12 protein-coding genes are annotated in these 12,770 nt (G+C 43.0%); 3 read left to right on the top strand and 9 right to left on the bottom strand.

The features are described 5' to 3' along the window. Positions 1-42: 42 nt before the first annotated feature. From acpP to yceD, 7 genes are all read right to left on the bottom strand, one after another. Positions 43-279, bottom strand: coding sequence for an acyl carrier protein (gene acpP, locus Xentx_RS02640; protein WP_012989255.1), 237 nt, complete (start codon positions 277-279; stop codon positions 43-45). Between the two features lie 150 nt (positions 280-429). Next, positions 430-1,164, bottom strand: coding sequence for a 3-oxoacyl-ACP reductase FabG (fabG, locus tag Xentx_RS02635; protein ID WP_074018725.1), 735 nt, complete (start codon positions 1,162-1,164; stop codon positions 430-432). 11 nt (positions 1,165-1,175) lie between these two features. After that, positions 1,176-2,105 (bottom strand): ACP S-malonyltransferase, encoded by a 930-nt coding sequence (gene fabD / locus Xentx_RS02630; RefSeq protein WP_074018724.1) that lies wholly within the window; start codon positions 2,103-2,105, stop codon positions 1,176-1,178. A gap of 18 nt (positions 2,106-2,123) precedes the next feature. After that, a complete protein-coding gene (locus Xentx_RS02625) occupies positions 2,124-3,077 on the bottom strand; it encodes a beta-ketoacyl-ACP synthase III (RefSeq protein ID WP_074018723.1) in 954 nt (317 codons plus the stop codon). 7 nt (positions 3,078-3,084) lie between these two features. Beyond that, positions 3,085-4,137: a phosphate acyltransferase PlsX gene (gene plsX, locus Xentx_RS02620; RefSeq protein WP_074018722.1), complete on the bottom strand. Its 1,053-nt coding sequence runs from the start codon at positions 4,135-4,137 to the stop codon at positions 3,085-3,087. A gap of 29 nt (positions 4,138-4,166) precedes the next feature. After that, positions 4,167-4,337: a 50S ribosomal protein L32 gene (gene rpmF / locus Xentx_RS02615; RefSeq protein ID WP_004253223.1), complete on the bottom strand. Its 171-nt coding sequence runs from the start codon at positions 4,335-4,337 to the stop codon at positions 4,167-4,169. Between the two features lie 12 nt (positions 4,338-4,349). After that, positions 4,350-4,874 carry a 23S rRNA accumulation protein YceD gene (yceD, locus tag Xentx_RS02610; RefSeq protein ID WP_074018721.1) on the bottom strand — a complete coding sequence of 175 codons (525 nt, stop codon included), beginning with the start codon at positions 4,872-4,874 and terminating at the stop codon, positions 4,350-4,352. A gap of 145 nt (positions 4,875-5,019) precedes the next feature. Between yceD and Xentx_RS02605 the strand changes: the two genes are divergently transcribed. Next, positions 5,020-5,613 (top strand): Maf family protein, encoded by a 594-nt coding sequence (locus Xentx_RS02605; RefSeq protein WP_074018720.1) that lies wholly within the window; start codon positions 5,020-5,022, stop codon positions 5,611-5,613. On the opposite strand, the gene rluC is transcribed toward Xentx_RS02605, so the two are convergent. After that, complete coding sequence (gene rluC / locus Xentx_RS02600; RefSeq protein WP_074018719.1) at positions 5,607-6,563, bottom strand: 23S rRNA pseudouridine(955/2504/2580) synthase RluC; 957 nt, start codon at positions 6,561-6,563, stop codon at positions 5,607-5,609. The genes Xentx_RS02605 and rluC overlap by 7 nt on opposite strands. A 554-nt stretch (positions 6,564-7,117) precedes the next feature. Here rluC and rne point away from each other — a divergent pair. Next, complete coding sequence (gene rne, locus Xentx_RS02595) at positions 7,118-10,396, top strand: ribonuclease E (protein WP_074018718.1); 3,279 nt, start codon at positions 7,118-7,120, stop codon at positions 10,394-10,396. Positions 10,397-10,510: 114 nt separating this feature from the next. Here rne and tmaR read toward each other — a convergent pair whose 3' ends face one another. Then, positions 10,511-10,831, bottom strand: coding sequence for a PTS system regulator TmaR (gene tmaR, locus Xentx_RS02590; protein WP_074018717.1), 321 nt, complete (start codon positions 10,829-10,831; stop codon positions 10,511-10,513). A 384-nt stretch (positions 10,832-11,215) separates the two neighbouring features. Between tmaR and sbcB the strand changes: the two genes are divergently transcribed. Continuing rightward, positions 11,216-12,646 (top strand): exodeoxyribonuclease I, encoded by a 1,431-nt coding sequence (gene sbcB, locus Xentx_RS02585; protein WP_074018716.1) that lies wholly within the window; start codon positions 11,216-11,218, stop codon positions 12,644-12,646. Positions 12,647-12,770 lie beyond the last annotated feature (124 nt).

Below are 12,770 nucleotides of genomic sequence, written 5' to 3'. Positions count from 1 at the left end.
CGAAAAACATAGGCGGTCGAACGACCGCCTAGGTATGTGTGCTTATTTACCTGCGTTTTCAACGTAGTCAATAGCAGCTTGAACTGTAGTGATTTTTTCAGCTTCTTCGTCTGGGATCTCGATATCGAACTCTTCTTCCAGAGCCATTACCAGTTCAACTGTGTCAAGAGAATCAGCGCCCAAGTCATCAACAAATGAAGCTGTGTTCACAACTTCTTCCTCTTTAACACCCAGTTGTTCAACGATGATTTTCTTAACGCGTTCGTCGATAGTGCTCATACTATTAAATTTCCTATCAAAACTCGCTTTTGCGATGGTTTTCGTAGTTTATAAAATACAGGAAAAGATGCAACCAAATCCCGGCTGGTCGAACCACAATCTGCTTTTTTTGTATAAAAAATACATCAAAAACAGTAGGTTCGCTCATTTTTAGATCATGTACATGCCACCATTGACATGCAATGTTTCACCCGTGATGTAAGCGGCCTCGTCAGAAGCAAGAAACGCTACAGCACTGGCAATTTCCTTTGCATCACCAAGACGATTAGCAGGTATTCCAGCAGCAATGCCCGCACGTTGTTCGTCTGTCAACGCTTTAGTCATATCAGTTTCGATAAAACCAGGTGCAACAACGTTAACAGTGATGCCACGGGAAGCGACTTCACGAGCCAATGATTTACTAAAACCAATAACCCCTGCTTTCGCTGCCGCGTAATTCGCCTGTCCCGCATTTCCCATTGTTCCAACAACAGAGCCAATGGAAATAATACGTCCATAACGTTTTTTCATCATAGAGCGCATTACTGCTTTTGACAGACGAAAAATCGAAGAAAGATTAGTGTCAATAATATCTTGCCACTCATCATCTTTCATGCGCATCAACAAGTTATCACGAGTGATGCCTGCATTATTAACTAAAATGTCTATTTCACCAAATTCAGCACGAATATTCGATAGTGCATTCTCAATGGATTCTGAATCTGTGACATTTAGTACAAAACCTTTGCCTTTATCACCAAGGAAGGCACTGATTGCTTCAGCTCCCTTCTCACTGGTTGCGGTGCCAACAACACGTGCACCCCGCTCAACCAATAATTCTGCAATCGCGCGACCTATGCCACGGCTCGCACCAGTGACCAGTGCTATTTTTCCATCAAAGCTCATGTTTTCCCCAGTTATTTGTTCAGAGCAACTGTGAGTGATGATACATCATTTACTGCTACAGCACTTAAAGTATCAACAATACGTTTCGTTAACCCAGTGAGTACCTTACCTGGCCCGATTTCCAACAATTGTTCAACCCCAAGCTCTGCAATACATTCAACTGATTCTGTCCAACGCACAGGATTATACAACTGACGTACCAAAGCGTCTCGAATAGCATCAGCAGATTTTTCTACTTTTACATCGACGTTATTCACGACAGGGAATTGTGGCTGGTTAAACTCAACGTCTTGCAATGCAGCTGCCAGTTGCTCAGCAGCAGATTTCATCAATGCACAATGCGAAGGCACACTAACGGATAATGGCAATGCCCGTTTTGCGCCCGCGGCCTTACATGCCGCTCCCGCACGCTCTACAGCCTCTTTTTCACCTGCGATAACCACCTGCCCAGGTGAATTAAAATTAACCGGCGAAACAATCTGACCTTGTGCTGACTCCGCACATGCCTTTGCAATGGATTCATTATCTAAACCGATAATGGCATACATTGCTCCCTGCCCTTCTGGTACAGCTTCTTGCATCAACTTCCCACGCAACTCAACAAGTTTAATGGCTTGCTGGAACTCAATCACACCAGCACAAACCAGTGCAGAGTATTCGCCAAGGCTATGACCTGCCATTATGGAAGGCGCCTTACCGCCTTTCTCCTGCCATACACGCCAAATCGCCACTGAAGCTGCCAGCAATGCAGGTTGAGTTTTCCAGGTTTTATTCAGTTCTTCTACAGGTCCTTGCTGAATCAACGTCCATAAATCATATCCCAAAACCGCAGAAGCCTCTGCGAACGTTTGCTCAACCAGTGGAAATTCTGCGGCTAAATCAGCCAACATACCAAGAGATTGAGAACCTTGACCGGGAAACACCATTGCAAAATCAGACATGTTTATTTTCCTGTTAAATTAAAAACGTACCAGCGCTGAGCCCCAGGTAAAGCCACCGCCAAATGCTTCAAGTAAAATAAGTTGGCCGCGTTGGATTCTTCCATCACGTACCGCTTCATCAAATGCTGTCGGAACAGATGCTGCCGAGGTGTTGCCATGACGATCCAAAGTCACAACCACCTTATCCATTGTCATATCTAATTTCTTGGCCGTTGCCGCAATGATACGCAAATTCGCCTGATGAGGTACTAGCCAATCAAGCTCAGAGTGAGGCACATTGTTGGCTTCTAATGTTTCATCAACAATATTCGCTAATTCACGAACGGCAACTTTAAAGACTTCATTGCCAGCCATCGTCACGTATTCTGGTGTATCGCACTTCACTCGGCTTTGATGAGGCAATGATAGCAATTCCCCATAACGACCATCAGCATGAAGATGAGTGGATAAGATGCCAGGTTCCTCTGAAACCCCGACTACCATCGCTCCTGCTGCGTCGCCGAAAAGAATAACTGTACTGCGATCTTTAGGATCTACAACTCTTGAAATAATGTCAGAACCGATCACCAGTGCATGTTTAGCCGCACCCGTTTTAATAAATTTATCTACAACGCTTAATGCGTAAGTGAAGCCGGCACATGCTGCCGCAACGTCAAAAGCCGCAATGCCTTGAATACCCAACAATTGCTGAATTTGACAAGCTGCACTTGGAAAAGCATGGGTTGAGCTGGTTGTGGCAACAACGATTAAGTCAATTTGTGCTTTATCGATGCCTGCCATTTCAATGGCTTTTTCAGCAGCCTTGAAACCCAAAATTGCAACATTTTCATCTTCAGCCGCAATACGGCGCTCACGAATGCCCGTCCGAGTGACAATCCACTCGTCAGACGTATCTACCATTTTTTCTAAATCTGCGTTAGTACGCACCTGCGCAGGCAAATAACTGCCCGTACCTAAGATCTTTGTATACATTTTATGTTTATTCACTCTTGGGTAATACTGCATCCAGCCGGGCAGCAATTCTATCTGGAACCTGCTTTTCTATAGCTTGAATGGCTTGATCAATAGCAGCTTTGAAAGCATGTTCATTGGCAGCACCGTGACTTTTTATGACGATGCCACGCAATCCTAATAACGTTGCTCCGTTATACTGGTCAGGGTTTAGATGGCCAAATCGTTTAGTTATCTGCCTTAGTAACCATTTTTTAACTATCTTCATCTTGAACAGTTTCATCAACCAAGATGATTTTTTCTGCTGACCATCAGGTGACTTTACCAGAGATAGGATCACTCTGATCGCACCTTCCATCGTCTTCAGCGTAACATTACCTGCGAAGCCGTCACATACGAGCACATCCGTTTTTCCCGTCAGTAACTCATTTCCTTCCACATACCCGATGTAATTAATCGTTGGGATACTACGCAAGGTTATAGCGGCTTCGCGGATATTATCCAGCCCTTTGGATTCCTCTTCCCCGATATTGAGTAACGCAACACGTGGGTTATCCACACCAGCAACATACTCTGCCATTACGGCGCCCATAATCGCAAACTGAACTAACATGCTACTATTACAATTAATATTAGCGCCTAAATCTAATACAACTGTCTTCTGTTGTTTTAGATTAGGTATCACTGTCATCAATGCAGGCCGTTCAATTCCTTCAATGGATTTCAGCATCAATTTAGCCAATCCCATCAAAGCACCTGTATTTCCCGCACTAACACAAGCCCGTGCTTTACCTGATTTAACTAAGTCTAGTGCTATACGCATTGAAGTACCGTGACTGGAACGGATGGCCTGAGATGGCCTTGCATCGTTGGAAACGATATGTTCCGCCGGGACAATTTGTAAACGGCTAAGCAGCTCGGCATTTTGATTTGCAAGCAAAGGAGAGATGGTTTCGGGATTGCCGACCAACAATAGCTTCAGTTGTGGATTAGATGCCAGTGCCTGCAATGCAGCAGGCACTGTAACGCAAGGACCAAAGTCCCCACCCATAGCATCTAACGCTAAGGTTAGATTAGCCAAGATATCAACTTGCTAATGGTTAGCTGAAATTACTTGTTGATTACCTTGCGGCCACGGTAGTAGCCATCAGCAGTCACGTGATGACGCAGGTGAGTTTCACCAGAAGTTTTGTCTACAGAGACAAGTGTTGCAGTCAGTGCGTCATGAGAACGACGCATACCACGCTTGGAACGAGTTGGTTTATTCTGTTGTACGGCCATTGACCTTACTCCTTAAGTACTTTTCTTTAAACTGGCTAATACGGCAAACGGGTTTGGTTTTTCTGCTTCAGGAGGCAGTGTACCAAACACCATGTCCGCGTCGGACACTTCACAGTGTTCAGAATCATGTACCGGAACCACCGGCAGAGATAGAATTATTTCATCTTCAATCATTGCCAGCAAATCTATTTCGCCAAATTCGTTAACGTTTATTGGCTCATACTCTTCCGGTAATGCCTCAGCCTGCTCATCATTGACGACCGGGCTAAAACAATACGTTATGTGAACATGATGACTGAAATTACTGCCACAACGCTGACAGGCAAGCGTAACATCCACTTCGGAATGCCCTTTTACAACTGCCAGACGCTGATTATCAATTTCAAATGATAATGAGCTATCTACATCACCATCCACACTGACCACGGATTCTGCAAGACGAGAAACTTGCCCAGCAGAATGACTACCATGGTAATCCAATCTTTTCTGGGCTGCTCGAAGTGCATCGATGGTCAGGGGTAATTTTACCTTTTGCATAAGGCGCGCATATTATCTTTGTAATGAGACATAGTCAAAGAAAAAGGCCACACATCTGCACCTTTCCGTCAAATATTCGCTTATTAAGCGGCGTATAGTTTAAAATGCCTACGAATATTTCTCTACGTATTTTATGGAAAAAAAGATGCTTCCGATTGTTTTATCGTCAACTTCCGAATATCGCCGCCTATTACTAGAAAAGTTGGGATTACCTTTTACCTGTGCTTCTTCCAATATTGATGAAAGCCCACTGGAAAACGAAAGTCCAAAACAATTGGTAATGCGGCTATCACAAGCAAAAGCCTGCGCATTACAGCAGGAATATTCTAGCCATCTAATTATAGCGTCAGATCAAGTTTGTGTTTTAGATGACAAGATTACCGGCAAATCCCATAATTTTGATAATGCTTTCTTACAATTGAAAAAAGCCAGTGGAAAATGTGTCACTTTTTATACTGGCATTACCTTATTCAATAGCAAAACAGGGGTAGTTGATACTCGTTGTGAGCTATTTCAGGTCTATTTCAGAGATCTGACAGAAACAGAAATTATTTATTATCTGAACAAAGAAAAACCCTTCAATTGCGCTGGTAGTTTTAAAAGTGAAGGCTTAGGAATTACATTATTCGAAAAACTTGACGGCAAAGATCCAAACACACTTATCGGCTTACCATTAATAACTTTAACAGAGATGCTTATCCGTCAGGGGATAAATCCACTGACGGAATGCTCTCAATGATTATTATTCCGCAATATTCTTAAACATTTTCGCAAACTATCATCCATTGGGGCTTCGAAACGAAGCGTTTCCCCCGTGGATGGATGGGTAAACTTTAATGAGCTGGCATGCAAGAACAATCGGTTAAGACCTGTTTCTGCAAGCTGGGCATCAAATGTTCTGTCACCATAACGATCATCGAACGCAATGGGATGACCGGCATGTAAAGTGTGCACGCGGATCTGGTGAGTTCTCCCCGTCACTGGGCTTGCTCGCACCAATGTCGCAAACGCATATCGTTCTTCAACTTTAAAACGTGTTTCAGACGGTTTGCCTTCTTTATTGACTTTAACCACCCTTTCCCCACTTTGCAGGATGTTTTTCAACAAAGGTGCTTCTACTACTTTACAATGGGATTGCCATTGCCCACGCACTAGCGCCAAATAGTCTTTTTGCATCTGTTTCAAGCGTAATTGTTCATGCAATGCTCGCAATGCAGAACGCTTTTTCGCAATCAACAAAATACCCGATGTATCGCGGTCAAGCCGATGTACCAGTTCAAGAAAGCGTGCTTCAGGACGCAAAGCCCGTAATCCCTCTATCACACCAAAACTCAGACCACTGCCCCCATGAACTGCGGTTCCTGAAGGTTTGTTTATGACTAAAATATGGTCATCTTCATACAAGATACACTCCGCCAGAGCCGCAACCTTATCCAGCTTGACAGAGACAGGTGTTTCTTGTTTTTCTGCAACTCTAATCGGCGGGATCCTGATGACATCACCTGCTGTCAATTTATATTCAGGTTTGATTCTTCCTTTATTAACTCGAACTTCACCTTTACGCAAGATCCGATAGATCAGGCTCTTAGGTACACCTTTTAAACGTGTCAGTAAAAAGTTATCAATTCGCTGACCGGCATATTCGTCATCAATCGTGACAAACTGTACAACTTGATTATCTGTTTTCATGGGCAAGATTCTAATAATCCAACCAACAGAGCGCCACTCATTTTTAACTATGTCTAAATAATATCCATTTTTCCTATTTTATTGTTTCAAGTGACTTAGGATAAAGACTAAATATTAACAACTTATCACTATTTCCTAATAAAAAGACCGTAAAGCGATAAAGTCACCTTGCTATCACCCCAATAGCAATGGAATAATGCTTTCTGGCCACGGTTTACTAAACTATGAATGGCAAGATTGAAATTGTTTGTTATCTGTTTGATCGAGCAAAAACGCAGCAATGGCATAAGACGTAATGTTCTATCAAATAATTTATGGGCTGCGGGTGGCAGCTTACTGGATTGGGCAAAATCTGTACCTATTTATTACAGCATCCCAATAAAGAGCACTGTGTTCAAATGAAATTCAGACTCGCCGACAAATAGGCGCCTCTATACAAACGATAGCCGTGAGGCTGGCGGTTTTGTAAAAGACACGAGGCCATCGGTAACTAGTAGCTCACCTCTTTTTTACTCGCAGCTCTATATTAATGTAAAAATAATGAGTAAGTTAGAATGAAAAGAATGTTAATCAACGCAACCCAGCAGGAAGAGTTGCGTGTTGCCCTTGTTGATGGGCAGCGTCTTTATGATTTGGATATTGAAAGCCCTGGACACGAGCAGAAAAAGGCAAATATATATAAAGGTAAAATTACTCGAATTGAACCTAGCCTGGAAGCTGCTTTCGTTGATTACGGAGCGGAACGTCATGGTTTCCTACCCATAAAAGAAATTGCTCGCGAATATTTCCCAAGTAATTATCACTCTCATGGTCGCCCTAATATTAAGGATATCCTTAAAGAAGGCCAAGAAGTCATCGTTCAAGTTGATAAAGAAGAACGAGGTAACAAAGGAGCCGCTTTAACAACCTTTATTAGTTTAGCTGGCAGCTATTTAGTCCTAATGCCAAATAACCCAAGGGCAGGCGGAATTTCTCGCCGCATTGAGGGTGATGATCGCATCGAATTAAAAGAAGCGCTTTCCTCTCTGGAAGTTCCAGAAGGCATGGGGCTTATTGTTCGTACCGCAGGTGTAGGCAAATCTGCTGAAGCTTTGCAAGGCGACTTGAACTTCCGTCTAAGACATTGGGAAGCAATCAAAAAAGCCGCAGACAGCCATCACGCTCCCTTCCTAATCCACCAGGAAAGCAATGTTATAGTGCGTGCATTCCGTGATTATCTGCGTCCAGATATTGGTGAAATTTTAATCGACAACCCAAAAATCCTTGATTTGGCACGCCAACACATCACTGCACTGGGACGCCCAGATTTTGCCAGTAAAATCAAACTGTACAGTGGTGAAGTTCCTTTGTTCAGCCATTATCAAATAGAATCGCAAATCGAATCGGCCTTCCAGCGTGAAGTTCGGTTACCTTCCGGTGGTTCTGTAGTCATTGATACTACTGAAGCTTTAACGGCTATCGATATCAACTCATCACGCTCAACTCGTGGTGGTGATATTGAAGAAACGGCATTTAATACCAACCTGGAAGCTGCTGATGAAATTGCACGCCAGTTGCGTCTGCGTGACCTCGGTGGTCTTATTGTTATCGATTTCATTGACATGACTCCAGTGCGTCATCAACGCGAAGTTGAAAACCGGCTGCGTGATGCTGTGCGACAAGATCGTGCCCGCATTCAAATCGGCCGAATTTCCCGCTTTGGCTTACTTGAGATGTCGCGTCAACGTTTAAGTCCATCTCTGGGTGAATCCAGCCACCATGTCTGCCCGCGTTGTAGTGGCACCGGAACTATTCGTGATAACGAATCACTGTCCTTGTCAATTCTGCGTTTAATCGAAGAAGAAGCGCTGAAAGAAAACACACATCAGGTTCATGCCATTGTTCCTGTACAGATCGCTTCCTACTTACTGAATGAAAAACGTCAGGCTGTCAGCGCTATTGAACATCGTCAAGGTGGTGTTGGAGTTGTCATTGTTCCGAATGATCAAATGCAAACTCCACATTTCTCTGTTTTACGTGTACGTAAAGGCGAAGAAATTTCAGCTTTGAGCTATCTGCTTCCACAACTGCATGAAGCGGAAATGACAAATGCTCAGGACGATACTCAGCATGAACGCAAACGTCCAGAGCAACCTGCCATTTCAACTTTTGATCTGCCAACAGAAGCAGCAGCACCGGCAGCAACAAAAATAAGAACAAAAGAGAAAAAAGTCGTCACCAATAACCAGAAACAGACAGAAAAACCAGGTTTGCTCAGTCGATTCTTGAGTGCCCTGAAAAAGATGTTCAGTGGTGAAGAAGAAAAGCAAACCCAAGAAAGAGGCAAAAAATCGTCTGGCAATGATAATCGTCGCTCATCAGAACGTCGTAATCCACGCCGTCAGAATCAGCGTCGCGAAAGTGAAACACGCAATAACCGTGAACGTGATGAACAACGTAAAGGCCGTAATATCCAACAGAAAAATAATGTTCAGGATAGCACTGCGCTGGATAACGAGGCTCGTGAAGCACAGCAACAACAACGCCGTGAACAACGTGCTGAACGTCAACGTCGTCGTCAAGAAGAAAAACGGCAGCAGCAACTGGAAACTAAGGCTCAGCAGACAATTAATCGACCTGACATTGTCGAAGAAGAAATTGAAGAGCGTCAGCCTGTCATGCCTCGCCGTCAACGCCGCCAGCTTGAGCAAAAGGTACGTATCACCGATGAACTGAGACAAGAAACTAACATTGTGGCCTTACCCGCTGTGATGTCTGAACCTGTATCAGAAAACGTTCATAAAGAGACAAAAGCGTCTGTACCAGCCGTTATTGATACTCATGTTGAAGCAGCAGCTAACCAACCTGAAATACCACAAAATGCAGATTCACAAAACTCTGTATCACAACCCACTGTTTCACAAACTGTTATTTCACAAAACAATGAACAGCAAGAAAACATAATGCCTCGTCGTTCCCGCCGTTCTCCACGCCACTTACGTGTCAGCGGTCAACGTCGTCGTCGCTACCGTGATGAACGCAATCTGACTCAATCGCCAGTACCGTTGAACATGGCTGTCGTATCGCCAGAACTGGCATCGGGCAAAGTGTGGGTTCGTTATCCTGTTATTCCTGTGACCATTAATGAACCTGAACTCACTGTTTCTGTTGATGTAATTAGAGAAACGGTAGAAGAAAAAACAATATCTGTACAGCAGGAAAAAGTTATTCTGATGCCATCAGTCACAGAATCAGCACCAGCTACGACAGTGCCTCACGTCGAAATAGCAGAACTGAACGTGGCAGAACTACAAGACAACATCACTCATGATAATAATGCGAAAGATTCTGTTGATAGCGTTTCCATCGTGATACCTGTAGAACCGGAAATAGAAAAAACTAAGGTTTCGGAACCAGCTAGCGTGGAAGCTGTCATCAATCATGATGAAAAACATTGGTCAGAAATTTTAGGGGATGAAGAATCACATATTCTAATATCACATGATTCTGAAAAAATGCGTCACACAGTGGCTCCCATCGTTATGACGTCGATTATTGAACAGGAACATCATGAAGAACAGCCATCTGTCGCAACGGAAACATGTTTTAAGGCAGAGGAAGTTAAAACGGAAGAGAAAAAAATTGTTGAGTCTTCGATTATCGTGGAAAAAAATCATCATGCTTATTCCCCAATGACGAAGGCACCAGCACCAGTAGATATGATGACCAAGCCAGTGATTATCAATGAATGGCAACGCCCTGCTTATCCATTCAAAGGCAAAGGCGGTGCAGGCGGGCATTCTGCAACAAGTATTGCAACTTCTGCTATGTCTAAACCACAGCCATTTGAATAATTGGATACTGTGATTTGAATTAAATGGCTCCCCTGAACTGGGAGCCATTTTTTTGTATATAGAAAAACAACCACGCCATTAGGCGTGGTTAATACCTTTTCAGACAACTAAAACTTACTTAACTCCACCATCCATTGCCTTAAGTTTTTTGGATAACTCACGGCGTTCTTTAGATAGCTCGGCATTTTTGATGATATATTCATCAACGCGCTCTTCATAATCACTGCGCATATGGGCAATAATTCCTTGAATATCTTCAATCGACATTCCTGGTTTTATGTAGTCACTCAGATTATCAAGCAGAAGTACACGTTTTTGGTTATCTCGGATCTTTTTCTCATTGTCTACAATTTCGCGCTGTAATTTGTTTTTGCGACGAAATATACGCACAAACTCCAATACATTTTGGAATGTTGGTTTATTTGTGTTGTCCATTTTTTACACCTTTTTAATCAGACCGATAATTTTTTATGCTAACTACACAATACAATTTCAAGTGGTGCATAGACAAGTCAGTTTCAACAATTTATTGATATAAACTACCTTTCAGATACATTTCTTGATCAAATTTCTTTTCCCATCTATCTGGTGAACAATAACCTCCATTGCCACGGTAAGTTTGGGTTTGGATAGCCATACGAACTACTTCGCTCAAATCTTGTTATGGTTTACCATGTATGACAACGTAATTTAATGCCATCGAGAATGAGCGCCTTTGGTGTACAGCCTAGCGAAGAGTTAGATAAATGTGATACCAATGGAAATAATAATTCATTGATTAGTAGTAATTAAATTGGCGATAGCGGAGAATACACAACCTTGAATACCAATAAAGAAAACCAAAGTTTCTACTTTCATGATTATGAAACTTTTGGTAAACATCCGGCCTTAGATCGCCCAGCACAATTTGCAGGAATTCGTACTGACAGTGATTTCAATATCATTGAAGAACCTTTAGTGGTGTATTGTGCTCCCTCTGATGATTATCTTCCCGATCCTGAAGCTGTCATGATCACAGGAATTACCCCCCAGTTGGCATTGAAAAAAGGCGTTAATGAGGCCGAATTCTCCCGACAAATCCACGAAGCATTCAGCAAACCCAATACATGTATTCTTGGGTATAATAACATTCGTTTTGATGACGAAGTTAGCCGTAATATCTTCTATCGTAACTTTTACGATCCTTACGCCTATAGCTGGCAAAAAGGCAACTCCCGCTGGGATTTGCTCGATGTATTACGCGCCTGCTATGCATTGCGTCCAGAAGGCATTGTCTGGCCAAACAATGAGGAGGGATTACCTAGCTTCAAATTAGAACATCTGACAAAAGCCAATGGAATTGAACATACTCATGCTCATGATGCCATGTCGGATGTTTATGCCACTATCGCAATGGCAAAGCTGGTGAAAAAAGCTCAACCTAAACTGTTTGATTACTTTTTCCAGTTAAGAAATAAACAGAAAGTCAGCCATCAAATTGATATTCCACAAATGAAACCTCTGGTTCATGTATCGGGTATGTTTGGGGTTTTGCGCAGCAATATTAGTCTTGTCGCCCCCTTAGCGTGGCATCCGAGTAACCGTAATGCAGTTATCATGTGCGATTTGGCTGGCGATATCGCTCCACTGTTAGAACTCAGCGTAAATGAATTACGCGAGCGCTTGTATACCCGACGGGATGAATTACAGCCAGATCAAAGCCCAATACCAATTAAACTCGTACACATTAATAAATGCCCAATCATTGCGCCAGAAAATACCTTGCGGCCAAAAGATGCAGAGCGAGTAGGATTAGATCGCAACCGATGTGCACAAAATCTGGCTATCTTGCGTAATAATCCGCAAATCAGGGAGAAAGTTGTTGAACTGTTCTCCCATCCAGAAGCGTTTCCAGAATCGGATAATGTCGATACTAAACTATACAGCGATTTTTTCAGCGATGCAGATAAAACTGCAATGGAAATTATCAGAGAAACATCTCCCCAGAACTTGCCTGCCTTGGATTTAACGTTCCAGGATGCACGCATTAAGCCACTGTTATTCCGCTATCGGGCGAGAAATTATCCAGCGACATTGGATGATGACGAACAACAACGTTGGTTACGTCATCGGCAGGATACATTAACACAGGAAAATATCAGCCAATACCTTGCAGCTATTGAAGAGCTTTTTATTGAATATCAGTCTGATGAAGAAAAGTGCCGCCAGTTAAAAGCATTGGTTGATTATGCAATCCAAATAGCCGGATAAGGTTTTTATATAAGGTTCTCTGTCCAATCAGAACCACCCGCATAGCGGGTGGTTTGCTCTAGCCCTATAAGGGCATGTTACCGACTGCGCCTAAATGACGCGGCTTTCTCTTCGTTCAAGCTAA

Origin of the sequence: Xenorhabdus thuongxuanensis (genome assembly GCF_001908095.1) — a bacterium.
Classification (GTDB): domain Bacteria; phylum Pseudomonadota; class Gammaproteobacteria; order Enterobacterales; family Enterobacteriaceae; genus Xenorhabdus; species Xenorhabdus thuongxuanensis.
This window is presented reverse-complemented; position numbering and strand designations above follow the sequence as displayed.

Excerpts from the sequence above, each read along its gene's own strand:
- rne (WP_074018718.1), top strand. The coding sequence starts at position 7,118 with ATGAAAAGAATGTTAATCAACGCAACCCAGCAGGAAGAGTTGCGTGTT.
- rluC (WP_074018719.1), bottom strand. The coding sequence starts at position 6,563 with ATGAAAACAGATAATCAAGTTGTACAGTTTGTCACGATTGATGACGAA.
- yceD (WP_074018721.1), bottom strand. The coding sequence starts at position 4,874 with ATGCAAAAGGTAAAATTACCCCTGACCATCGATGCACTTCGAGCAGCC.
- fabD (WP_074018724.1), bottom strand. The coding sequence starts at position 2,105 with ATGTCTGATTTTGCAATGGTGTTTCCCGGTCAAGGTTCTCAATCTCTT.
- fabG (WP_074018725.1), bottom strand. The coding sequence starts at position 1,164 with ATGAGCTTTGATGGAAAAATAGCACTGGTCACTGGTGCGAGCCGTGGC.
- acpP (WP_012989255.1), bottom strand. The coding sequence starts at position 279 with ATGAGCACTATCGACGAACGCGTTAAGAAAATCATCGTTGAACAACTG.
- Xentx_RS02625 (WP_074018723.1), bottom strand. The coding sequence starts at position 3,077 with ATGTATACAAAGATCTTAGGTACGGGCAGTTATTTGCCTGCGCAGGTG.
- rpmF (WP_004253223.1), bottom strand. The coding sequence starts at position 4,337 with ATGGCCGTACAACAGAATAAACCAACTCGTTCCAAGCGTGGTATGCGT.
- tmaR (WP_074018717.1), bottom strand. The coding sequence starts at position 10,831 with ATGGACAACACAAATAAACCAACATTCCAAAATGTATTGGAGTTTGTG.
- Xentx_RS02605 (WP_074018720.1), top strand. The coding sequence starts at position 5,020 with ATGCTTCCGATTGTTTTATCGTCAACTTCCGAATATCGCCGCCTATTA.